Annotated in this window: 23 protein-coding genes and 1 other RNA gene; 4 read left to right on the top strand and 20 right to left on the bottom strand. The window is 36.5% G+C overall.

All coding sequences use genetic code 11. From position 1 onward, the window contains the following. Positions 1-19: 19 nt before the first annotated feature. The 6 genes from LGQ02_RS07355 to LGQ02_RS07330 form a co-directional block, all read right to left on the bottom strand. Entirely contained in the window at positions 20-1,093 is a 1,074-nt protein-coding gene (locus tag LGQ02_RS07355) for an MTH1187 family thiamine-binding protein (protein WP_226517549.1), read from the bottom strand. A 12-nt stretch (positions 1,094-1,105) separates the two neighbouring features. Continuing rightward, positions 1,106-1,693, bottom strand: a complete 588-nt coding sequence (locus tag LGQ02_RS07350) for a hypothetical protein (protein ID WP_226517548.1) — start codon at positions 1,691-1,693, stop codon at positions 1,106-1,108. A 77-nt stretch (positions 1,694-1,770) separates the two neighbouring features. Beyond that, positions 1,771-2,889 (bottom strand): YqgU-like beta propeller domain-containing protein, encoded by a 1,119-nt coding sequence (locus LGQ02_RS07345; RefSeq protein ID WP_226517547.1) that lies wholly within the window; start codon positions 2,887-2,889, stop codon positions 1,771-1,773. 246 nt (positions 2,890-3,135) lie between these two features. Continuing rightward, positions 3,136-4,104 (bottom strand): ROK family glucokinase, encoded by a 969-nt coding sequence (locus tag LGQ02_RS07340; RefSeq protein ID WP_226517546.1) that lies wholly within the window; start codon positions 4,102-4,104, stop codon positions 3,136-3,138. Between the two features lie 97 nt (positions 4,105-4,201). Continuing rightward, on the bottom strand, positions 4,202-4,381 hold the full coding sequence (locus LGQ02_RS07335) for a YqgQ family protein (protein WP_226517545.1): 180 nt from the start codon (positions 4,379-4,381) through the stop codon (positions 4,202-4,204). Positions 4,382-4,406: 25 nt separating this feature from the next. Then, positions 4,407-4,925, bottom strand: a complete 519-nt coding sequence (locus tag LGQ02_RS07330; RefSeq protein WP_226517544.1) for a hypothetical protein — start codon at positions 4,923-4,925, stop codon at positions 4,407-4,409. Positions 4,926-5,089: 164 nt separating this feature from the next. On the opposite strand from LGQ02_RS07330, the gene LGQ02_RS07325 reads away from it, so the two are divergent. Then, the gene (locus LGQ02_RS07325; protein ID WP_226517543.1) at positions 5,090-5,482 is read left to right on the top strand and encodes a YueI family protein; all 393 of its coding nucleotides are present in this window, start codon (positions 5,090-5,092) and stop codon (positions 5,480-5,482) included. 835 nt (positions 5,483-6,317) lie between these two features. Here LGQ02_RS07325 and LGQ02_RS07320 read toward each other — a convergent pair. Then, on the bottom strand, positions 6,318-7,781 hold the full coding sequence (locus LGQ02_RS07320; RefSeq protein ID WP_226517542.1) for a spore germination protein: 1,464 nt from the start codon (positions 7,779-7,781) through the stop codon (positions 6,318-6,320). A gap of 135 nt (positions 7,782-7,916) precedes the next feature. On the opposite strand from LGQ02_RS07320, the gene LGQ02_RS07315 reads away from it, so the two are divergent. Further along, positions 7,917-8,840, top strand: a complete 924-nt coding sequence (locus LGQ02_RS07315) for a hypothetical protein (RefSeq protein ID WP_226517541.1) — start codon at positions 7,917-7,919, stop codon at positions 8,838-8,840. Positions 8,841-8,849: 9 nt separating this feature from the next. On the opposite strand, the gene LGQ02_RS07310 is transcribed toward LGQ02_RS07315, so the two are convergent. The 9 genes from LGQ02_RS07310 to LGQ02_RS07270 form a co-directional block, all read right to left on the bottom strand. Then, entirely contained in the window at positions 8,850-10,430 is a 1,581-nt protein-coding gene (locus LGQ02_RS07310; protein WP_226517540.1) for a rhomboid family intramembrane serine protease, read from the bottom strand. Next, the gene (locus tag LGQ02_RS07305) at positions 10,427-11,185 is read right to left on the bottom strand and encodes an HAD family hydrolase (protein ID WP_226517539.1); all 759 of its coding nucleotides are present in this window, start codon (positions 11,183-11,185) and stop codon (positions 10,427-10,429) included. Before LGQ02_RS07305 ends, LGQ02_RS07310 begins: the two co-directional genes overlap by 4 nt. 535 nt (positions 11,186-11,720) lie before the next feature. Continuing rightward, on the bottom strand, positions 11,721-11,897 hold the full coding sequence (locus LGQ02_RS07300) for a sodium:proton antiporter (RefSeq protein ID WP_226517538.1): 177 nt from the start codon (positions 11,895-11,897) through the stop codon (positions 11,721-11,723). A 333-nt stretch (positions 11,898-12,230) separates the two neighbouring features. Next, a complete protein-coding gene (locus LGQ02_RS07295; protein ID WP_226518247.1) occupies positions 12,231-13,187 on the bottom strand; it encodes an L-lactate dehydrogenase in 957 nt (318 codons plus the stop codon). Positions 13,188-13,312: 125 nt separating this feature from the next. Then, positions 13,313-14,332 (bottom strand): ThiF family adenylyltransferase, encoded by a 1,020-nt coding sequence (locus tag LGQ02_RS07290; RefSeq protein ID WP_226517537.1) that lies wholly within the window; start codon positions 14,330-14,332, stop codon positions 13,313-13,315. Positions 14,333-14,342: 10 nt separating this feature from the next. After that, entirely contained in the window at positions 14,343-15,140 is a 798-nt protein-coding gene (locus LGQ02_RS07285; RefSeq protein ID WP_226517536.1) for a DUF92 domain-containing protein, read from the bottom strand. Next, positions 15,131-15,694, bottom strand: coding sequence for a 5-formyltetrahydrofolate cyclo-ligase (locus LGQ02_RS07280; protein WP_226517535.1), 564 nt, complete (start codon positions 15,692-15,694; stop codon positions 15,131-15,133). The genes LGQ02_RS07285 and LGQ02_RS07280 overlap by 10 nt, the downstream gene beginning before the upstream one ends. A gap of 151 nt (positions 15,695-15,845) precedes the next feature. Further along, positions 15,846-15,995, bottom strand: coding sequence for a 50S ribosomal protein L33 (gene rpmG, locus LGQ02_RS07275; RefSeq protein WP_026696706.1), 150 nt, complete (start codon positions 15,993-15,995; stop codon positions 15,846-15,848). A 99-nt stretch (positions 15,996-16,094) separates the two neighbouring features. After that, entirely contained in the window at positions 16,095-16,682 is a 588-nt protein-coding gene (locus tag LGQ02_RS07270) for a hypothetical protein (protein WP_226517534.1), read from the bottom strand. Between the two features lie 377 nt (positions 16,683-17,059). Here LGQ02_RS07270 and LGQ02_RS07265 point away from each other — a divergent pair, with 377 nt between their 5' ends. Both LGQ02_RS07265 and LGQ02_RS07260 read left to right on the top strand, forming a co-directional pair. Next, entirely contained in the window at positions 17,060-17,401 is a 342-nt protein-coding gene (locus tag LGQ02_RS07265) for a hypothetical protein (protein ID WP_226517533.1), read from the top strand. 26 nt (positions 17,402-17,427) lie between these two features. Further along, a complete protein-coding gene (locus LGQ02_RS07260) occupies positions 17,428-17,952 on the top strand; it encodes a hypothetical protein (protein WP_226517532.1) in 525 nt (174 codons plus the stop codon). A gap of 367 nt (positions 17,953-18,319) precedes the next feature. On the opposite strand, the gene LGQ02_RS07255 is transcribed toward LGQ02_RS07260, so the two are convergent. The 4 genes from LGQ02_RS07255 to LGQ02_RS07240 form a co-directional block, all read right to left on the bottom strand. Beyond that, complete coding sequence (locus LGQ02_RS07255) at positions 18,320-20,395, bottom strand: peptidoglycan D,D-transpeptidase FtsI family protein (protein WP_226517531.1); 2,076 nt, start codon at positions 20,393-20,395, stop codon at positions 18,320-18,322. A 309-nt stretch (positions 20,396-20,704) separates the two neighbouring features. Further along, positions 20,705-22,033 (bottom strand): group II intron reverse transcriptase/maturase, encoded by a 1,329-nt coding sequence (gene ltrA, locus LGQ02_RS07250; protein WP_226514859.1) that lies wholly within the window; start codon positions 22,031-22,033, stop codon positions 20,705-20,707. 901 nt (positions 22,034-22,934) lie between these two features. Continuing rightward, a non-coding RNA gene (gene ssrS / locus LGQ02_RS07245) (6S RNA) lies at positions 22,935-23,120 on the bottom strand. Between the two features lie 96 nt (positions 23,121-23,216). Continuing rightward, on the bottom strand, positions 23,217-24,488 hold the full coding sequence (locus LGQ02_RS07240) for an MFS transporter (protein ID WP_226517530.1): 1,272 nt from the start codon (positions 24,486-24,488) through the stop codon (positions 23,217-23,219). Positions 24,489-24,608: the final 120 nt, after the last annotated feature.

Raw genomic sequence — 24,608 nt, 5'->3', positions numbered from 1 at the left:
GCCATTTGGCGAGTTTTTGTTATTCTGTCTCTTGATGCGTTAACTTTCGATTCACAGCATCTACTTTCTTTTCCATTGAGGAAGGCTTATCCCTTCGGTCATCAAAACGCACATTCGTCGCAACCCTCTTACATCCTAATTTAAATGGGACTTCATGCACTTCACGGATCACCTCAAACAATACATCAATGTCCCCTTCAATAATGGTACTCATTGGTGTTAATTCTATTTTTATATCTTTCTTGCTTTCCTTTAAGATTCGGTGAATTTCTGCAACGACTGGAGATACACTTGCTGTCTCTCCTCCTAACGGAATTACAGTAATATCAGCTATTGCCATGTTGCGTTTCTCCTTTCTATTTTTCGAAATTCTTACTTTGTGAGGAAACTCTTTAAATGCTAAACGACGATAGGAACGAATCGCTGTTCGCATATGGTGCTCATCAGGTTCTAGTGTTGTTAGATGTTTTTGCAACCAATAAGACATCGTTAAAATCATTCTTTTTATTTTCGTTTCTCTCATGCGATTTAGCCAATAAGTAGCTGCAGGCCATACAAATACAGATGCATATGTACCATATTCAAACGCTAATTGTAAATGTATATTCGATACGATAACAATAAGAAAAGTTATTAATGGCACTAATAAGAAAAATAATAACACACCATTTGTGGAACAATACCTGTTCGTAATTTCTGCCTTTTGAATATCACCCTTATTGGTTGTTGAGACGACCCCTTTATAACTAAATACTTTATGTTCTGCCCCATGGTATTTTCTTAATTGACGAGGAAACCAAAAGTGTGTTCCGAAGAAAAAATAAAGGATCGTAAACGGAGGTAAACCTTTTACCGATGCTATATCAAAGTACTCCAACATGATCGGGATAGTGATGGCTAGAACCCAAGTTAATAAAAAAAAGTGAAACCACTTTGGCATTGAAAAGAATACTAACTTTCCTATCGAAAGAAAGGCTGATGTATTCAGGCGTTTCACGCTTGTTGTTAAAGCACCTTTTTCTTCATATGTACAAGCCATATAACGTTTTCCGATAAAGATTATCCCTTTTTGAAATGATAGTCCTCTGACCAACGCATGCCCTCCTTAGTCAATTGAAACTGAACGTTGAATCATCCAAAATTGTTCAATTCCTCTCTCATCGAGTTGTGTTTGAACATCCTCGTGCTCTTCAAGGACAATATTTTCATTCTCCCAATGATGGTAATAACGAATTTCTATATGACTAACATCTTGATGTTTCTTTAGTTGAGCAACTACTTTTCCTTGAGGACCGTATATTTCATTATCTACTCTTTCATTTTGAAATAAGAACGCAATCCCATCATTTGTTTTCGTAAAATGATCAGATTCGTATATTCGATCATTCCCTTGTAATAGCTGCAAATTCGCATGTAGCCAATTCACATCTACATCCATTGCCTCTTCGTTTGTTGCTACAATCTCCACAACCCCTTGGCCGATTAGCCCATCACTTGGTAAATCTCCCCATCCCCAATTTATCTGAACCTCTAAATCGTTATCTAGCTCATCCGTTGTCATATCAACATAAATAAGCTGATTAAGCGTTTCGTTAGAAGCAGAATCTGTTTGCTGAATAACGAAATACCCAAATAGAAATAAACCTGCCATGACTAACGCAGGGAGAATAAAGACTATTTTATTACCCTTCATTATTACAATCTCCTTTATTATTCATCTACTATATCTTCTGTTATATGAATCACTCTGTAAGTCCATACAACTGTGACTTACCACAATAAATCCCATTTAGCCCCTGTACTTGTAGAAACAACATGTTCAAGCTGGTTTCCTTTTAAAACCCAATACCCATCTGGTGATACCTTTAACGGAACGAGTTCTTCAATATCTTCAACAATCTTCATTATTTTACCATTCATTAGGTTCACTGACTTTAGATGAAACCCTGCTTCATAGTCAAAGATATCCCCTGTTTCAATCGGATCTAGGAAATAAAAATGATCCTTCGTATAAGTAAAAGAAGGGATCCACCACTCACTGGAATATGTGTTTAAGGTATTTGTCTTCCATGAAATAAGCGGTTCAAGGTCATCATATTGATATACTTCAAAAACTGATAGATCATTATCGTCTTCATCTGCTCTTACAGTTACATACTTCTCATCAAATAGTCCAAAGTATGTAATAACATCTCTTTGTATAACAGAAGCACCTTCATTATCACCATTTAATGACCAGCTTTTTATCGGTGCACTAAACCCTAAAGAATAATCATCCCAAGCTAAATAGCTTAATTGGTTTTCACCAAGCCACTGTAAATAATAAGGTGTATCTTCATGTGTGTTAATAGATCCTTCCGTTAAGTTCACTTCATGAATCGATGACTGAAAATCCCCATCCATTTCTGTTATTAAGAGCCTTCCATTTGCATAAGGATTCCAAAAAACATCAAATGCCACCCCTTCATTTTCCCATGAATACACAATATCGCCTTGACGATTAATAAATAATATATCTGATTGATCAGTTAAAGCGACTTTTTGAATGGAAAAATATTCGTAATCGAAACTAGCGTCCATTTGTAAAATAGGATCATGATGTTCAAAGAACAGTTCAGTATCACCTGAATAGATATGATGCTTATAAACTTTGGATGTCCCGCTTTCATCCGTTAAAAATAAAATGTGCTCCTCATCAAACCAACCACTTACCTCAATAAACGAGTATTCATTTACTTCAAGTGGAGATATTGAAAATGCTATTTCTGCAGGGGGCCTCTCTATCAGATTCACTTCTTTCAAATGTTCCAAATCTTCGCCTGTACGGTCAGGCTGAAAACATCCAGTCATAACGAAAATTAACAACAATAGGAAGTAAATGTACTTCAATCAGCCTCACCCTCAATATCATATCATTTTAATTTACCAACCCATTCACAAACATTTTTCACTATATTTATTGAAACAAAACTTAGCTTACCTCCAAATTCTGATAAAGAACTTCAGCTAAATTTGATCACGCCTCGTGTCTATGCCCACTTACCCAAGTAAGAGTTATAGGCAGCCTTGTTAAACTAGAAGACGCTTTAATTAGTACCAAAGGATTGAAGCAGTGCTTCAATCCTCATAAATGAATCAACCATTTGTATTTTGTTTTGCCAACCATGCTGCCCCGATTACGCCAGCATCATTTCCTAACGTAGCAATTCGAATCTTCGTATCTTCACCGATCTTCGGAATCGTGTATTTTTTAAATTCAGTTTCTAAGAGGTCCACTAAGAAAATACCCGCTTTAGAAACTCCTCCACCAATAACGATTGTTTGTGGGTTTAATGCATTCGCTAAATTCGCTAGCGCAAACCCTAAATAACTCATCGCTTGTTTAACAACTTGATTAGCAAGAGGGTCTTCTTTTTTAGCTGCATCTAAAATATCCTTCGCAGTAAGTGTTTCCTTCTTTTCAAAGGTATCCTGTAATAAACCATAACGTTTTTCTTTAATTGCTTCTATACCAAGCCTAGCAATTCCAGTAGCAGATGCGACAGTTTCTAAACACCCTGTTTTTCCACAATTACACGGTGCACCTCCACTTGCTACTGATGTGATATGACCAATCTCACCAGCCATACCGCTCTCTCCATGAATAATTTCTCCCCCAGCAAGTATTCCTCCACCTACACCTGTACCTAATGTAACAGCAAGTAGATTTTTAGCGCCTTCACCTGCTCCTTTCCACATCTCCCCGGCAGCAGCTAAATTTGCATCATTATCTATGAATACTGGTAAATTTGTTTCTTTTTCCAGTACTTCTTTAAGAGGGAAGTCTCTCCACCCAATATTTACCGCTTCAATAATTGAACCATTTGTAACATCTATAAACCCTGGAGCACCAACACCAACTGCCTTTAAAGAATCAGAGGGCACACCATATTCGTTCATCTTCTCTGCAATTGTATCTGCTATCTGTTTTAAAATGTTATTGCCTTTATTAGAGAGATCCGTAGGTATCTCCCATTTATTCAAAATTTCTCCCGTCCCTTGAATAAAAGCTAATTTAACCGTTGTTCCGCCAACGTCAACCCCAACGTAAACATGCTTGTCCATATGTATCATCCTTTTGTTCAATATCTCGATTCTTTCATATTGTATCATGTTCTACGTCGTTAGACATTGTTCATTCTGTGAAAATAAAATGTTTCACTCACTTTTTTTCCTTGATAATGACAAGCCTAGCCATTTGATATTCATCCTTTTCAATCATACCTAATTCGTATAGTTCTTTCAGTTCATCTTCCATCAATTGCAGATCACCGGAACGGTCTCCTGTGTAAATAAGCGTCCCATATTTTTTTAATAATTGCTGTACGTCAAAAAAAGTCATAACCGTTCTCCCTTTTCACTATTGGTTATAATAATAATAATTTAAATATAGCTAAAAAAACAAATAAAACTAATGGGAAATAAATGACAACACCTGAAAATCTAAAAATAACCTTTAATTTAAAGATAAGGAATATACCAATAAAAAGCGTAAACAAGAAGAACGGAAAATAAAACAATAATAACCATGCCGACAAACCTAATGCTGCAAACTCAATCCCTAAGATAAAGAAAAATAAACATAAGATTCCCCAATGAACAAACCCTTGAAAAGGAAAATACCCATAAGAAGGATGAAACTGTTTAAAAAAGATGATAACTAACACAAGTAACATGATGATTAAAATAATTTTTAATAAAAGAACTGGAAACCAACTAAAAAATGCTGCCCCAATTATTACCCCAAACCAAAATGAACCGAAACAGACCCCAGCAATAATAGATAAAAAGATCGGCAAAGCATACCAAACTTTTACTGCAGCTAACGAACCTAGTGCGATTCCTAATAATCCAATAATAAATAGCATAAAGAAAAATCCGCTCATTTTTTCCCCCTCCTTGTCACAATCTATGAAGGACAAGAAGAAAAAAGGACAAGAATTTATTTTTTGCAAAACGTTATTTTCACTTGATATACTGAAGTAAAGCTTTAAAAAATTAAAACAAAAGACAGCATGAATAACATATATGAAGAAAGAGGGAAAATGTGATGTCACATGAAAAATTAGAAGAAGTATTAAAAAGGGGGATTTATGGGGCTGGTGAAGTTAAACCAGAAGAACGAAAACTGTTCTTAGGTACAATATCTGAACGAGTTTATTTAGCTTTAACAAATGCCCAAGTCCGCAAAAAAGGAATGTACCCAGAAGTTGAGAAACTGTTGAAAACGAAAAAAGGGATTCGATTATATATTAATGGTACATTAAATTATCCATCCTACTCGAATTATGTTCAATCTGCCAATAAAAACTCTGTTCAATTTACAATAGTTAGCGATGGACAAGATAGTCCTCTAGGTGTAGTTATTGCTGCAGAACAAGCGATCGACAACCAAGGGGATATCTTTATAAAAGATGATGCTTTTGATTACGACATGGAATAGTCTTTATCTTTTTACTCCTCAATCATAAAGAGGCTACTCAAGTATAATAAGTAGTTCCGTTTTCGAGGAGAAAAACATTAAACACAATAGAATTCGCAACGCGTTTAACATTATGTTTTACGTGTTGCTTTTTTATGTGGTTTCTTTAAGAAAATCACTCGAATCCATTACAAGCGTACGCTTTCACCTCTAGGCACAAGTGTGACATCCGTTCATGCTTCACTTCGTTTGCATTCACGGTGTCTTCTTTGCACCCCAGGGCACAAGTGCGACATCCGTTCATGCTTCACTTCGTTTGCATTCACGGTGTCTTCTTTGCCGCGGGCAATACTTCAGCGTCCTCATTCGCTAAAAACGTGCTCATTGCGGGGTTCTGTCTCTTCCTCTACTAGTATCGCTCTGGAGTATATCCGTCGAGACAACTCGTAGCTGATTCAAGAGGCTTTGCTCGTCGCTGGTGTCTCCGCCTTTCATTCCTTCGAGTTATAAAATCTATGAAAAATAACCTAGTTTGATCAAGAATTTAGTAGGAATTTTTTCTTGGTAAAAATGAAATTAGACCTAAAAATATCACTTCAAGTAACATCTAACTAATAAATATTATTTACTCACTAAAAAAGGGTGCTAAATAAAGCGTTATTTATTATGAGAATACCCGAGAAACATTTGTATATCAACAATCATAAAGGAGATAATTCATGTGCGAATTACCTCCAAAAATGTGTTGTTATTTACGATTTTCTCCCTTTAAACGGAACTACTTACAAGTATAAGTAGCCTCTTTTTTCTTCACTATATACCATTTTGTTTAGTTACACCTATTTGCTTATTTAACTTATCTGTCTGGATCCAATGGATGAATCGCTCTAGGACGCCGATTTTTAAGTGGAATTGGTGCGCGTAAAACAATATCTCGCATGCTTCTCGCATTAAATGGAATAAATGGCCAGAAATAAGGCGTATCATAGGCCTTCATCGATGTTAATAAAACAATCAACAATAATGATCCAATGATATATCCTGGCACATGGAATATAGCAACAGTAATTAATAAAGCAATTCTAATAAGTCGATTTGCTAAACTCATTTCATAACTAGGGGTTGCAAAAGAACCGATCGCAACAATCGCTAAATACAAGACGACTTCGTTTGAAAATAGCCCTACTTCAATTGCTACTTCCCCAATTAATATGGCTGCAACAAGACCAAGTGCAGTTGCCAATGCTGAGGGGGTATGAATGGCAGCCATCCTCAGCATCTCGATACCGGCTTCAGCCAATATAAATTGAGCAATTAATGAAACTTCTCCGACTTCATCCGGTCCTATATATTGTAAGTTATCCGGTAACAACTGAGGATTTTCTGCAAATAAAAACCATAAAGGAAGTAAAAAGATCGACATCCAAACTGCTGCAAAGCGTACAAATCTGAGTGCTGTACCTACAGATGGCTTTTGGCGATATTCTTCAGCGTGCTGCAAGTGATGCCAAAATGTTGTCGGTGTAATAATAACACTTGGTGATCCATCGACTAACACTAAAACATGACCTTCAAATAAATGAGTAGATGCAACATCTGGCCTCTCTGTATAACGTACAAGTGGATAAGGATTGTAATGCTGGCCAAAAATATACTCTTCTAATGATTTATCCCCCATCGGCAAGCCGTCTGTATCAATGTTTTGTAAAGCCTCTTTTACATATTGGACAAGTTCTCCATCAGCAATATCTTCAATATACGTTAAGCAAAGGTCTGTATGAGACCTCCTTCCAACGCGTATGTACTCATTTCTTAACGTTCTATCTCTAACTCTACGTCTAATCAAGCCTGCATTAAAAACAAGTGTTTCTACAAAACCATCTTTTGACCCACGAATGACTTGTTCGGTATCAGGCTCTTCTGGACCACGTATCTCATACTCCCGTGTATCAATAATGATAATTTGATCATATCCATCAATCACTAACGCTGCCGGACCAGATAACACTTGGATAACTACTTCTTCTAAATCGTGTTCCGTTTCAATTTCTATATAAGGAATACGCGACTTCGTTAATTTCTCAACAACATTAACATCGTCTTCTTCATCCATATTGATATGGTTCAATTCCCTTTGGATTTGGGTTAACGCTTCATCTTTTGCAAATCCATCCACTGTAAAAACAGCCATGTCAATCCCATTATATTCCAAGTCTAGATGGATTAAATCAAAGCTTTTATCTATTCCTAACTGATCCTTTAAATATGAGACATTTGTTTGTAAGTCCTTTGAAGCTGGTCTTTGAACGACATTTGCCATTTTGAACCTCCTCCTTCCTCTTTTCATTGTTTGTAAAAACAAGAAAACCATGCATGTCAATGTTTTTATGCATAGAAGGACAGCCCTTATCATATAACGTATTAGACACGTTCCGTACATGAGAGGAGTAGACAAATGTCCAATAGAAATAAAAAAATCATTATATATATATGTTGTGCTTTCATTGTAGCGATCATCTTCTACCTATTCCCTCATTTTTATTCTACTACGATGCGTGAAGCATTCATTTACTTTCCTGAAGATGATCAAATTGAATTTATAGATGCAAGTACAAACATAAAATTAATAGATACAAAAGATGAAAATGAGTACTATTTAGAATGGAAAACAGCATCTGAAACGGATAAAAAAGCATACCTAAGACAAGATATTGGCTTCATTTTTGAAAATGGTGTCTTAATAAGTACGCAGAGCGAATGGAGAGAAAAAACGAAGAAGTTAAAAAATAAAGTGACCTTACATGGTGAGGATAGCGGGAGGTATGAAGCTATTACGTTTCATTTTGCTGAAGTTCATTACCCTGACGATATTATAAAGAGTAAACAAATCATGACTGAGGATAAGCATTATGTAATCGATACCCCATTATCCCCACTAGTAGACTTTAAAAAAGCTAAATCGCAGTCCGAACAAAGAGGAAAAGAGTTGTTAGACTCCATTATTGACCAACAATTAACTTATACAGTTGAAGGTCTAATAGAACAATTTAAAATTAATAAAGAATCTTATCATATATTTCCTTTGACTGAGATAGCCCAATTTCAAACAGAGCCTCTTCCATCAATGTCTCAAGAAGAAACAAATGCAGTAATCGGCCGTATGTGGGAAGGGTTATATAGATATTATTTATTAGGAACAAACACATTTACAGAAGAAACGTATGACCCCATCGGAAATACCATGCCATTTGTTTTTTTAAGTAAGGACGACACACACCTTCTCGTTTTATATGAAACAGCTGATAAAAAGGGGCAACAACTCTTACAACTGATCCCTAAAAGTGAAGACAATGAAAACTTGTCAAAAAACGAGCAATGAAAAAAGGAGCTATGACGACCTCTCAAGATGTCGCAATAGCTCCTCTTCTAATTGAATGGCTTTTTCATGATTCGGTTGAATTTCCATAGCTTTTTGTAACTGTTCATAAGCTTCTTCATAATTGCCTTGATAATAATAGACGACTGCCAGATTATATTGCCCTTCAAAAAATGAGGGACTTAAAGATACCGTATTCCCAAGGTATTCTTTTGCCTGATCAAAGTTTTCCGAGCTAATTTCAATCGATCCTAATTGAAAATAGCTTTGCGCTATAAGTTCCTCATCTTGAATGTGATCATTATTAACTACTTTTTCAAAGTATGGTTGTGCATCTTCATACTGTTCACTTTTCATATACTCAGTACCTATTTGATAATAAACAGCATACGACTGTCCTGTTCCTTCTTGATTATATGCATAGAATAAAAGTGCAATTAGAGCTAAACCACCAGATATAAAAGCAACAAGCCGTTTTGGCTGATGACTATGGTTAGGCATACCTACAATTGCTGATGCAACAAAGCCACCAATTAACCCACCAATATGTGCACCATTATCGACCATTGGTACCATAAAACCGAACGCTAAGTTAATCACTAATATGACAATAACATTCATCCCCATCGTCCTAAAAAATAGCCTTTTGTAGCGAACGCCAAAGTATAATAATGCACCAAAACAACCGAATATTGCGCCACTGGCTCCAGCTGATACATTTTCGTTAAAAGCAAAGCTTGCTACAGAACCTGCTAAGCCGGCTAAGAAGTAAATGATGAAGAATCTACTTGTACCAAAGATTCTTTCAACCGCACCGCCTAAGTAAAATAGAGCTAATGAGTTCATAAGTAAATGGAAAATACCAATGTGTAAAAACATCGCTGAGAAAAATCGCCACCACTCTCCTTCTAAAATGAGTGGGTTAAACTTCGCACCAAATGTAATTAATGTTTCTGGATTCGTCGTGGAACCAAATTGTTCTACAACTGTGTAAACTGCTAAGATGCAACCTAAAATAATGTATGTAAAAATTGGCTTTCCAAAAAAGAAGAGATTTCTTTCCCCTTCTAATCTTTTATCTGACGAATGTTGTACTGCACGACGTAACGATCGGATCACCGACTCTTCATCTTCAACACGATCACTTGAAATAAATGAAGGCATCTCATGTAAACTCCACTCTGTTGCAAGGGGGAAAAGCGTTTCCGTTAAATTATCTAAAGTCACAAGGATCGTTCTTTGCTGCTGTTTTCCGCCTGCAGAAAATGGAAGTGGCTGGTCCACTATCTCTTGATAGTCATCAACAGGTGGATATTGGGAGATAATCACATTCACTACATTTGCCTGCCTAAGCCCTAACTGTTTACGGACTTGCTTCGCTCGTTCATGTGTACTCTTAATATCTTGTTTTAGTTGATTACTCCAGTCAAGGTCCTTCTCAGCAAGACGAATGATTTGATAAGGTTCTTTCCGATCATCTTCAACCCAAACTTCACTAGCATTTTTATTAATATGTACGACTCGCATCCCTTCTTTAACGACAAGGTGGTATACGATTTCCCAAAACCTAAGAGATAAAGTCATTGTATTCATACGGTCACCCCCCGGCCCTCTTCCTCTAAAATAAACCTTTTGACTTCTTCTAACGTCTTAAATTCAGCAGTCAGCTTTGCTCGAACATTTCTTTTGACTTCATTTCTCGAATTTAAAAATATCGCATCCCACCCTGAGTTAAGCGCCCCCTCTACATCGTGTTTCCATGAATCACCAATAAAAACTAGCTGCTCAGCATGAATTTGTAACCTTTTTTCTGCGATACGAAAGATTTCTCGAGAAGGTTTTACAAACTCTACTTCTTCTGAAATAATAATATGCTCATTATGTATCCATTGGTCTACACCAAGCTTCTTTATTTTTTTGAGTTGAGTATCAGCCATTCCATTTGTTATGATACCTAACTTAACTTCTCTTTTACTCAACGTCGAAAGTAATTCCTTCATCCCAGGATAAGGAACACTATACTCGTCTACAATTTGATAATAATGAGCATGGAAGGCATCTGCATGCTCATTACTAAACGGTAATTGCAATGACTCCATCGTTTTATTAAAACGGATTCTTCGATACTCTTTTCCTGTTAGTTGTTTATTTTCAAAGCTTCCCCAATAACGGTCGCTGTTTGCTTTAAATTCAGAAAAAAAATGCCCAAAAGTGATATCACAATTTGGTACGTTTATTTCTGAAAGGTATTTTTCATAGCATGCCTTTATCGCATATTGAAACGCCTCTTCATGGCTAAATAATGTATTATCTAAGTCAAAACAAATCCCTTCCCATTTCAACGGCATTCACCTCAACCACATTATATCAACGATTATGATATATTACGAAGAATACCTTCGTCTTATTCCAAAAATTGAAACACACCGATTAGATTCGATTTTTAGTAAGTTGGCACTTTTGCTACTACAACCAGCCAAGCTTGAATACGAACAAAGTGTAAGGTTGAAAGATCGCACTTGTACCTAGAAGTGAAAGAGAAGCAGCACTTGCTACCATACGAACCCTTTAATTTTCAGGAGAGTCAAAATAAACAAAACTTGGCTTATCGCCTGCCTCTACGCATCATCTTCCATGAAGTGCTTGAAGAGGAAGAGGCACGTAGTCTGCGACGAGTAATCGCAGGAGCACAAAGCAACAGCTTCCTCGACTTTACCCCGACCTGCGACGAGCAAGAGTAGGAGCAGTTACCTTAATCCTTTAGCAAAGTTAAAAATTCTTAAAGTATAAAAGAAAAGACTAACGTACAAAAGGCGAATTTCCACATACGACTTCATGTTCATGGAAAAAGTCGATCGTTTCGCCTTTTATGTACATTAGTCCTTACCTAAGCATTTGATACATCATTTTTTGACGAACGGCTGGTATTCTCATCACAAACGCGATGGAGAGCCGTCTTAACCACTGTCTTGATAAGAAAAGGTTTAGTAGACGATATTTATACTTATAGAGACCGAAGATCGTCAAAAATATTACCAGAAACCCTACCCAACGCTGCATGTTGAATCCGCCTCCTTCCTTCATTAGGTTGCCTTAGGTTAAAGGATATTATGCGGATAATGAAAGGCTTTTAATAAGATAAGTACTCGAATCTGTTTACAGGCGGACGCTTTCTGCGGGCCCGCCCGCGGCAAAGAAGACACCATGAAAGCGTAAAAAGTGAAGCTTGAATTGATGTCGCACTTGTGCCTAGAGGGGAAAGCGAAGTGTATTTCTACTGCGTCTCAAAAAAATAAAGGAGATAATTCAGGCGCGAATTACCTCCAAAAAATGAGCGTTATTTTCATCCATTTAAACGGAACTACTTAAAGTTAATTATATTGACCTTTTTATTTACATGTTGAATAACGGCTTCATCGCGTCCTTTAATACATTTGCTGAATGTGTAAGTTGACTTTGCTCTTTGTCGTTTAACTCGATTTCAATAATTCTTTGTACACCCTTTTGATTGACGATTGCAGGGACTCCTAAATAAACATCATTTAGTCCATATTCACCTTGTGCTAATGTCGATACAGTTAAGATTGAATTTTCATTTCGTAAAATCGCTTTTGTTAGCCGTATCAACCCCATTGCAATCGCATAATGAGTTGCTCCTTTACGCTCAATAATATGATAAGCCGCATCACGTACATTTTCAAAAATTTCTTCTAAATCTTCTTTCCTTGCATCTTGTTTATACTTCTCCATATAACGGTCGATTGACTCAACACCAATACGAGTTTGACTCCAAACCGGCAGTTCTGTATCACCATGCTCTCCCATAATATAGCCGTGAATATTTCGCACATCAATATCAAAATATTGACTTAATAAGAATTGGAATCGCGCTGTATCTAAGATTGTTCCAGAACCGATGACACGTTCCATAGGAAGACCACTAAATTTCCACGTTGCATATGAAAGAACATCTACTGGGTTTGTTGCAACGATAAAGATGCCATTAAAGCCGCTTTCCATTACAGACCCAACAATTCCCTTAAAAATCTTCGCGTTTTTCTCAATTAAATCTAGTCTCGTTTCACCTGGCTTTTGGTTTGCCCCTGCTGTAATAACGACAATATCTGCTTCTTTACAATCTGAATAATCTCCTGCCCAAATTTTCATCGGAGAACCAAACGGGAGACCGTGGTTTAAATCCATCGCATCCCCTTCAGCCTTTTCTTTGTTCAAATCAATTAATACCATTTCATCTGCTACATTTTGATTGATTAATGAAAAAGAGTAGCTTGAGCCGACAAATCCAGTACCAATAACAACGACTCTAGTCGTTTTGTTTCCATAATCCATCATGAAACGCCACCTTTCAGTTGATGTTGATTTTCTCATAATTAGATTGTACATTACTTCACAAAACTTTTGTGTTTTTGCGAACGTTTACAAAAGGAGATTTTGTTACAAAAAGTTTTTTCACATTACATACCTATATATTTCGCATACAATGTCTTAGCTCTCGAGATATTTTCTGTCCCCTGCACAAGTACTCTCCCCTCGGGAAATAGTACGAACGTTTCTCCTTCTTCTAAAACGGCACGTAATAAATATGGGCTCTTTTTTACACTTGCCACTTTTTCTAATTTTCTCTCCCAACTAACTAAATTAAGTTTGTTGGCTGTCATAAATTGCACCGTATCTCTTCCACATAACGTTGTAACACGTTCATTCTCACCTTGGCTTAGAGCAGGATATTGTTTTAATTGACATGTTGGGCACTCTTCATTAATTTCTTCGAGTTTCATCTCAAAAGAATGATTTTCCCATAAATCAATGGATGCCAAATTATTACGCAATTTCTCTGAATTGCCTGTTAAAATTTTCAATACTTCCATTACTTGCATGCTCGCAATAATATCTACGATCGGCGATAAAACACCGATCGTATCACAGGTTTGACCTGCTCCACCATAAGTCGGAAACATACAACGTAAACATGGGGTTTTCCCAGGTAGAAAAACAGCATTCATTCCACGTGAGCTAACTGCGCCACCATAAACAAATGGAATGCCATGCTTATATGCAACATCATTTAATAAATAACGGGTTTCAAAGTTATCGGTTCCATCCATAATAACGTCTACCCCGTCAATGAATGATTCCACATTATTAGCATTAACATCTGTCACATGGCCTTTTATATTCACTGATGAATTTAGCTTTTTTAAAGCTTGTTCAGCCGCTACAGCTTTAGGGAGGAATTGTTGAACATCTTGTTCATTAAAAAGCATTTGTCTTTGTAAATTACTTTCCTCAACAAAATCTCGATCACAAAAAACAACATGTCCGACACCTGAGCGGACGAGATGATTAGCAATAACTGTGCCAAGCGCACCCATTCCAACGATAAACACTTTTGATTCATCTAATTTTCTCTGTCCTTGTTCACCGACAGGTTTAAATAACATTTGTCTTGAATATCTTGTCCAACTTTGGCTCATTGTTTCCCTCCTAAAGCATTAAAAAGTATAACCAAGTCAAACCAATTGCTGATAGTGTACATGCATGATTAGTCACGTCATTTGTAATACATGCAAACCCTCTTATTTTTTCTGTATTGATTTTACAATGTAAATTTTTTTCCGTTACTTTGCCACATATCCGACATTGAAATAATGCTTGTATTGTTCCCCCAACAACCGTATCAATATATTGTGCTAAAAAGCCGATAACAGCAATAATGATGATAATTGATACACCTATTTCCACTGAGGGATGGAGTAAAGGTGCAATAAGCCATGTAACCAAGCTTATAAACAATGCTCCTGCTATAGCACCTAATGTCCCGGCTATTGTCATGCCACCAGATTGTCCATATTCTATTTTATTAAAAGTAAAAAAATGTATCGGCCTTCTCTTACTTAATTTTCCTATTGAAGAGGCCCAAGTATCACTATTTGCAGCAGTTAATGCAGCAATAAAAGCAATAAGCCAAACGGTCATACTAGTCATGCCATATATAAGTGCAGAAACTGAAGCCCAACCACCGTTTGCAAGGACTTGTATGGCATCTCTTCTTTCCCCCTTTCGTTCTATTTCTTCAACCTCCGAACGAATATACTTACCAATCATTGTAGAAGAGAGAAAAAATGCCCCTAAAATGATTAAACCAAACAATGACAAACTGATCGCTATTGTAGCACCGATAGCAAAGGCGGCTAACGCTCCACCTTTCGTTAATGACCCTTTCTTATAAGCAACAACTGATAATAAATAAACTCCGATTACTGCTAGAATCGTTACATACATGGTATAACTATTGACTCCGAAACTAGTGTTTCAACTGGAATATCATGTTTTTCATACGGTACATATTCTAATATCTGAAAGTCATAGCAAAGGGCACATGTTTTCAATTGAAACTCAGATAAAAAACGGTCATAATATCCGCCGCCATAACCGACTCTATACCCGTTTTTATCAAAGAAAAGCCCAGGAACGATGAGTAAAGAAATTTCAGTAGGCTGAATACGCTCACACTTATTAGGGTTCGGCTCTTTTAATCCATAAAACGAATCTTCTAATTGATCAAAAGAAGTGAGTTTATAAAAATGAAGTTGTTTACCGTTTGGTTCACATTTTGGAACCACAACTAGTTTTCCTTCTTCCCAGCAATTTTTTATTAACTCGTATGTATCTACTTCATTACCAACAGAGACTGTCGTTCCTACTATTTTCGATGCTTTCCATCCTTCCCAATGTAATAATTGGTTATGAATTCTTATTGTACGTGTCTTTCTCTCTTCATTAGACATCGTATTATACTTATTCTTCATTTCTTTACGTAAAGACTTTTTATTCATTCATACCCACCCCATTTTATAAGTAATCTCTTTTTATTTTAGCATAAGCCATTAGTAATCCTATGTTGATAAAGTCACTTATTATAGTTAAGATGCATTGTGAATGCTTATATTTTGGTAAAAAAAATAAGCAGAAGGAAAAATCCTCTGCTTACTTCGTTTCACGGTGTAAAGTGTGACGACCTAAACGTGGGCTAAATTTTTTAAGCTCCATACGGTCTGGGTTCGTACGTTTATTTTTAGTCGTAATATAGTTGCGGTCGCCTGTTTCAGTACATGCTAAAGTAACTTGTACGCGCATCATTATCCCTCCAAACGTCATATCTTACTCATACCTTTAAAATAATAGCAGAACATGACGATATATTCAAGAGAAAGAAAATTCCGACTTTTAAGCGCACTACTTACTCGCTGCTAATACGTTTTCATAATGGACGTGTAATCCTTCGATGTCATGAATTGTTGGACTACTAATTTCCCAATCGTATAAATAAGTGAAGTCATTTTTTGTAACATTTAATTGATATTCCATTGCCCAGCCGTCGGCATTATTTTTTAACGGTTGAAATTGAACTGGTGCATTTGCCTCCCACTCCGCTATGTCTACAGAAGCAGTATGATATTTCTTTGCTTTTCCTGAAGACGATATTCCTCCATATAGATGATACTTGTCGCCATCAAAAATCATTATTGCTTCTTTTGTTGGTGAATAGTATACTAACGGTCTCTCAGCTGATTCATTTACATAACAGTTTACTAAAATTGAGATCGTTAGCGGTACTTCTAAATGGCTTTTCATCCATAGTTTATTTAATTTCTTCCCTTTTGACGAATCCATCAAATTCATATACTTCCAATCTAACAAACTAGATTTTTCTTGGTGGTATTGATCCGTTCCATCACAATTTATTTTTGCAAAGCATTCTCCATTCACTTTTAGTACATATTCTTTTGTCACATTTAATGAAGTTGGTTTTGTTATACTCACTATTTGTTTCCTCCTTCAAATGAATACTTGTCCATACATCTTATTAGCATTAGTCACGTTCCATTTTTTGTTATATTGTAATTCTACCGAGTCTTCCCCACTTCAACAAGAAGGTTATTTTGTCAGTACTTGTCAGTTGTGCGTCATTGTAGGAGATAATCTATAAAAAAAATAATGAATGGCATAATTCAATAATTTTTCCAACAATCTTCTACAATATACCCATGACCTTCTTAGCTTATCTTGACAAGGAATTTAGTATATTTTAGATATTGTCGAATTACCAAAAAAATCTGCTACAAACTCAACGCTATTTTTTATATGATAGTTTTAGAGAAAACTTTAGCACTGTTTAAAAGAAAGTTGGAGGTTAAGTCATGGAAACAATGATCATTATTTTATTTTCTGTATCAATTTTGTTATTCGTTCTTTCTTTTTTCCGAAAGGACCCTGCAAAAGAAACTGAAAAGCAATTAGAGAACTTTTCGATTCAATTTATGCAAGAGCTATATCAAGTGAAGAAAAAAGTCCAAGTTCTAGAAGAGGAGTATATGATTCCTTCTTCTCCTAATTCAATCGAACAATCATTATCAAATCCTACACGTAAAGAGCTTTCTCGTGATGAGGTTTTAAGCATGTATGAAGACGGTCTTACAGTTAAAGAAATCGCAAACTATACAGAAAAAAGTGAAGAAGAAATTGAAGATTTATTAGCATAAATTTCTTAAAAGCGAGGGATGAACAGGTGGAAGGAAACGAGAAAATGCGTGGAATTGCAGCTGGCATATTTATAGCAACATCAGCCATTGCTGCTATTTACTTTTTCAGTAGCCCGATGAATGCTGGTGAACAAACAAACGCAATGACAGAAGACGATGCTCATCAATTTTTAGAAGACTCACACGTCATTTTAACAAATGATGAATACGAACAATTATCGAGTGAATTAACAGCTGTAAAAGCTGATAATGAAGAATTGATTGCGAGGTTAGATGAAACTTCTAAATTAGATGAAGAACTGAAACAAGGTGAAAACAACGAACAACAAAGTGATGAAGAGGTTATATACCAAACAATCATATCTATTCAACAAGGGATGACATCAACTGATATAGGACGCCATTTAGAAAAAATGAATATCATCGATAATCGACGTGATTTTGAAAGAAAAATTGCAGACATGGGTGTTGAAACAAAAATCCAGTTAGGGGAAACAGAAATTTCTAGTGATATGTCATTAGAAGAGATCATTAGAAGGATTACTTCATAATTTACAAAATCACATTCGACGCCTAGTAAGGTATTTAAACCTATAAAAGAGGCAAACTCATGTAGTTCATACGATGAGTTTGCCTCTTTTTTAATAGTCTAGGAAATTATAAAATATGTGCTTGTGGATAAATTTCTAGCTAGTGGTTACGTCTAGCTTCAGCGACGAGCGTTACTTCTCAGAGGTACTTCGAGTTGTCTCGACGGATAAATCTTCGAAGGAAAGCTAGTAGAGGAAGAGACAGCTACGCGCCTACTTGACTCCTGCGTCACTTCGTTTTACTCGTCGCAAAGCTGCAAGGAAGCAAACTCAATGCCGTAGCTTCGCTCGAGGTCGCTCGTGTACAAGGCGCTTGCGCTTTTGTTCTTTAATCATCCATTTCATCAAAGTCAACGTTATCATCTTCATAGTCACGGTTATGCTCTGGCAGAACTGGACCTCTACGTTGCTCTTTTAAATCAAAGTATGCATCTAATATTTGTCTTCCAATTGTATTCGCTAATCTTGCTTGTGTTGTGCGGTCCATACCTGGAGCAAGAACGGAAAATACGACTTCTGGTTCGTCGAATGGTGCAAAACCTACAAGCGCTTGGTTATTTGCTTTTTCTCCATTTACACTCACTTGAGCTGTACCTGTTTTCCCGCCAACTTCATAATCTGCATCGTTAAAAAACGATCTAGCTGTTCCATTTGAACCGTGCATGACAAGGCGAAAACCTTCTTTTACTCGGTCTAGATATTCATCATTCGTATCTACTGTGTTTAACACTTTCGGTTTCATTTGCTGTGATATTGGACCTAATTCCCCTCTATCTTTTCCTGGCTCACGAATTTCTCGTACGACTCTTGGCGCAATACGATAGCCCCCATTCGCAAGTGTTGCTACATATTGAGTTAATTGCATCGTTGTATATGTGTCAAATTGACCAAAAGTTAGATAAAGTAAATTACCGGGAGCTTGATATCCACCATCGATCCCAACTGCTTCGCTCGGTAAATCGATCCCTGTATGCACACCTAAACCAAATTGATTGTAATAATTACGTAAATAATCATAAGTATCATACACCTTCGAAATATTCCAATTTGTACCACTAACACCAGGAGTATAATTAACTAAGTTCATTGCGACATAAGTCATATAAATATTTGAAGAACGTTCTAAAGCTTGTAAGTCATTAATATAGCCTAATCGTTGGTGAGACCGAATCAAGGGTGTTTGAGGAAGATCAATCGGTCTATCAAGAATTCTAGAACCTGGCGGAAGAGCTCCAGAGTCATATCCAGCAAGAACTGTCGCTCCCTTGATCGTTGAACCCATCTCAAATGCACTAGTTATCGTCCCTGTCTCGTCCCTTTTATAACGTGCAATTGATAGTACTTCACCAGTATGAGGTTCCATCATGACAACGTAGGCATCAGGGTCTCCAACAAATTCTGATGCAACTGCTTCTACCTCTCTATTAACGATTTCTTCAACTTTTTGCTGTAATTCTATATCAAATGTTAATACAAGGTCGTTTCCTCTGCTCCCAAGCTGTTCTTCAGGGTTTCTTAGAAAGTTCCCCTCACGGTCAAGAAAGTTATCAAGGCTTCCTTTTTCACCACGTAATACTGATTCATATTGTGCTTCTAAAAAACTAGTCCCTACCTCTTCATTACGTCTATACCCTTGTGAAAGGTAATAGTCTAAATCATCACGTCTTATTGAACCAACATTACCAATAATACCACTTAATGTATCATCAAATACATTTAAACGTCTCGAATCACGGATAATATCTACACCAGGTAAGTCTTCGAGATTCTCCATGATTTGAGCGGCTGATTCATAAGATATTCCTCGCTTCACTTTATGAGGCAAGTTATTATAACCAGCGATAAACTCTCTCCAAATACCAAAAACATGCATATCTTCTTCTGACTCTTTTAAGCGTTCAATCTCTTCATCAGGAATAAGTGCTAGTCGTCTATCATAGATCTCATCCATCGGAATCTCTTGTTCACTCGCATCCTCAATTGTTAACAATTCATCAAATTCACTCAATTCTCCATCTTCACTGTCACTATGTAACAGCCCCCAAAATTCACGAATTTCTCGATCGTATATGTTTCGAGGCTCTTGAGTGATATATTCGTTTAATTTCTTCGCTGTTTCTAACATTTCACTAGGAAGTGTGCGACGATTAGTATAAGTCACGGTAAACAAAAGTTCATTATCAACTAAAATGTTTCCATAACGATCGTACATTAAGCCTCGTGGAGCCTCAACTGGTACACTAATATTTACCGTTCTTTCTAGCTGTTCTTGATATTCCTCTCCTTGTACAATTTGTACGACACCTAACCTTAAAATAAGTGCTGAGAACAAAAGAAAGACAAGGAAAAAAATAATGTTTAACCTGACAGGTAAATGTGACTTTTTATTTTTTTTCTCTGTCATGAATGTAGTTCCTTTCTTTTTGTCTATTACATGAATCAATTTCATCACTCTAAATAAGGTGGGAAATTCCGAATGATAAACGTGAACTTCACTTCAGACGGACGCTTTCCCGAGGGCTTGTCTTCAGCTAACTTAGGCTCGACAACTCTTCACCTAAGTGGATCTTCAGCTCGTTGTTCCTGCGATTACTCGGCGCAGGAGCAATTATCTATCGACGATAAATTGTCGAGTAGGAAGAGGGTTCACACCCTCACCCCCTCTCAGAACCGTGCGTGCGGAATTACCGCACACGGCTCCTCCCTATACCCTTTACTGAATATAGCTGATATGTGACCTCAGATTATAAATATCTACTTTCTTTCTTGGTGACGGTAATGGAAATTTATTCATGAAAAGGTTAAACTTATCCCATGTAAAAGATTTCCTTTGACTCCTTCTATTCATCCATTTGAATAGAAGGAGTCTTATATGATAGACAAATTCCTCCACGGTAGGAAGGTTATCAGTGATACAGTAGTAGTTGTAGTAACCCTTTAGTGAACGTTGGAGTCTATCCATAATCGCTTGAATTTTAAGATTGCGTTTTGACTTTAACCACTCTTTTGTTTCTTTTAGTTTTGTTCTCATTTTCTTCTTGTCGGTTTTCCTTTTAACGCGAAACTTTCCTTGTTTACTTTCACTACAATAGTGCGTAAAACCTAAGAATTTAAATGTTGGTGGTTTGTGATTCCCTGTTCTTTGCTCATTTTCCTTGGCAAACCTTCCAAATGGAATAACTTTTGTTTTGTCTTCAGCGATTTCTAGGTTAAACTTCTTCAATCGTTCTTTTAACGCACGGTAAAACTGTTGTGCATCTTTGTGATATTGAAAACAACATACAAAATCATCTGCGTACCTCACTATGTAAGCTTGTCCTTTGCATCTTTTCTTTACATGCTTTTCAAACCATAGGTCTAACACATAGTGTAGATAAACATTTGCAAGAATCGGAGAAGCTAGGCCGCCTTGCGGCGTTCCAAATTCATCTTTGTACCACTTCATATCCTTTACATACCCTGCTTTAAGAAATCTATTGATTAACCTTAATACGTTAGGATCATTGATCCGATGTTTTAGAAATTCCACCATCCATTTGTGATCCACATTGTCAAAGAACCCTTTAATGTCTACATCAACGATATAGTTCGTGTACCTTCTTTCAATATACATATTAAGTACCTTTAGCGCATCATGACAGTTTCGGTTTGGCCTGAAGCCAAATGAGCAATCTAGAAAGTCTTGTTCATAGATTGAATTTAAGATTTTGGCTAAACCTTTTTGAATGATCTTGTCTTCATACTCTGGGATACCTAGGGGACGCTTCTTCTTAGAACCTGATTTATCAATATAAACCCGTTTAACTGGTTGTGGTTTGTAGCTTTGTTTCTTCATTCGATTGATAAGATATTGAAGGTTCCCTTCCAGGTTTTCACTGTATTCTTGTTTCGTTGTCCCTAATATACCTGGTGCTTTATTTCCGTTGAGTTGATGATGACACTCTTTTAGGGAATCTTTATTCAGTAAGTGGATCAGTGAAGTAAATTTTAGTTCTGGGTTTGTTTTCGCTACTTCAGCTATTCGCATCAGTTTTGTTTCCATGAGATATGCCCTCCTACCTCTGTGTGTAGTTCATGTGTCCCTGATTCGATCGATACAAGGTGGATGCCTTTCCTCCGTCAGCGTTACCCGACTTCATTGGTACTACGCATCCATCCGACTTCCTGAATGACATTTGGCTTCCTCACTTTGTATCGCTTGTCTACCATACTTCTTTTCCAGAAGATCATTCAGGACCTCCCGAGTTGCCATACCCTACCAATGTCCAGCGTGCCGAGGTCACAGACTCCGGGGAAACCTATATAAACTTACCATAGTGTTTATACAGGTATTGCTTTCTGGAATTATAAGACCATCAGCTTTCCCATTTATAAGTTTTCGAAGCTCAATCCCTTCAACCACTTGGCTTACGGCCCACTGTCTTACTGTCTACGCTTAAAGGTTATAGTTGCCTACAACCCTCCAAGACTCGTTACGGGTGAGTGGTTAGCTCTTGCCCGGTGGGGTTCCCACCCACTATAAGATATAACCTATGCTCGGACGCTCTATAAATTCTGATAGTACAAATAAAACATACATTTAATGAGAAAATTTATAATATCATTCGTTTCATTGCGCAAAAAACGTAATTATGAAATTGATTCACATAAATAATCTAATAAAATAAACTTATTTTCAAACATATGGCTAAAACAATTGAATCCATTTTATTGAACAACTTTTACCATTAATAATTATGAGTGATTTTTTTAAATTTTTCTATAGTCAAAGTTAACTTTCTTTATATTTATTAAAACTCATTATTAATATCATAGATCTTTATACTCACTATTCAATTAAATCATCCTAACCCTTTATCCTAATTGAAATTTTAGCTAAGAACAGGCGAATTGTAATACGTTCCACTACAAGAATAGACACCTTAAATAAAGGTGTCTATAAAAGTGTGCCCGCATGTGCGGTTATCTTCCAGATTTCACGAACCCGCTCGATGGCAGGTGGGTGCTTTCAAAAGAATATTCAACTTCCTCTTAGAGGCATGTTGGCCAAACTTTAATCTTAAGCTCCCAATGTGAATTGGTGTTCGGTTCGAATTAATACTCGAAGTTCACCAACACCGCAGGCAACGTTATCTTTGATTTGTCTTTATTATATCATATTTTAAAGTTATATCAATAGAGCGTCCAAGAGATTCGACAGTTATATTCCTCCATATTTTGTCGCCTTATTCCATTTGCTTGTGGCGCTTCTTCATTACACTATATGTTTCCTTATCTCTAGATATCGGCAAGTTAATTTTCCTTATGCACCAATAAATCACCATGTGCCCAATCCCTAGAAGCATTAATGCGTAAGGAATCCCTTGATCCTCTTTAAATATAAGAATAAACGCCATTAATATTAATATAGACGTAATTCTCCCTGTGTTTACAAACAGTTCACGAACAACAATGTATTCTACACGCATTTCAGCGGCTTTCCAACCACTACCTATAACATCATATGTTAACGATACGTATGGAACTAAAAGGAGTGGATATGCGATTGAAATTGTTACACCGTAAGCAATTAAGAGTGTAAAGTTTAATTCGAAAACAATAAATAATACTGCCAAATATAAGATGATCCCACCAATAAAAATTGCTTTTTTTCGAAAGTGAGGCTTAATAAATCTTCCCACCAAGAAATAGGAGACAAATGCAACAGCTGAAGCGATTAATCCATATGTACCTAATGCAAGCTCACTCCCCGTTGCCACATATACCCAAACAACAATGACAAAAACAAAGCTCCCTTCACGCAAACCTTGAAAAAAATGAGCATACAATATTCGTCTCCACGCTTCATACTCTTTACGAATTTTTATGACACTCATTAATTCATATTTCCCTTTTGTAGTCCTCTTTTCCAGAAAAAAACTAACGATAACAGCGGCTACAAACAAGCTTAGTGAAATTCCAAAGATGAGCTTGTACCCTGTTAGCTTCTCCATATGAGTGATAAGAAAACCAGCCCCAATAGGACCAATCATTCCAGCAAAGGATGTTAAAATACCTAAGAATCCATTAAAAAAGTCTCGTGTTTCTGGCTCTGTGATTTCAAATGTAAGAATATTAAACGACAACCAGTAAAACCCATACCCTACCCCTAGTAAAGCACCGAGTAAAATTAAATACTTCCCTGCATCTTCTCCTAAAAATAAAACGGTAAAGTAAAAAATCGATAAAAAAATAACCCCTAACCGCAAAACGACTACGCGGTCGATCTTTTTCGCCAACTTTCCAGCTAAAATAAAGGTCAAGGGGTGCATAATAACGACAGACAAATTATATATTGCAAGATCCATAAATTCGCCTGACTGCTTCCATAAGTATACATTGACAAATGTATTAGATAAAGCAATACCTAACGCATATAAACCACCAATGAGTAAAAGAAAATTCAGATCTCGATTTACTTCTACATCACCGATAAATGCTTTTACAACCTTTTTCATGTGCCGACGCTCCTTTTAACATCACACACATTATTGTGCCACTACGATAAGATGATATGCGGAAACATCGAGATGAAAAAGGAGTGATTGACAAATAAACATAAAACGATTGTCAATAAA

Source organism: Bacillus shivajii, from assembly GCF_020519665.1.
Taxonomy (GTDB): Bacteria; Bacillota; Bacilli; order Bacillales; family Salisediminibacteriaceae; genus Bacillus_CA; species Bacillus_CA shivajii.
The sequence above is the reverse complement of the archived record's forward strand: the minus strand, read 5'-3'. Positions and strand labels throughout refer to the sequence as shown.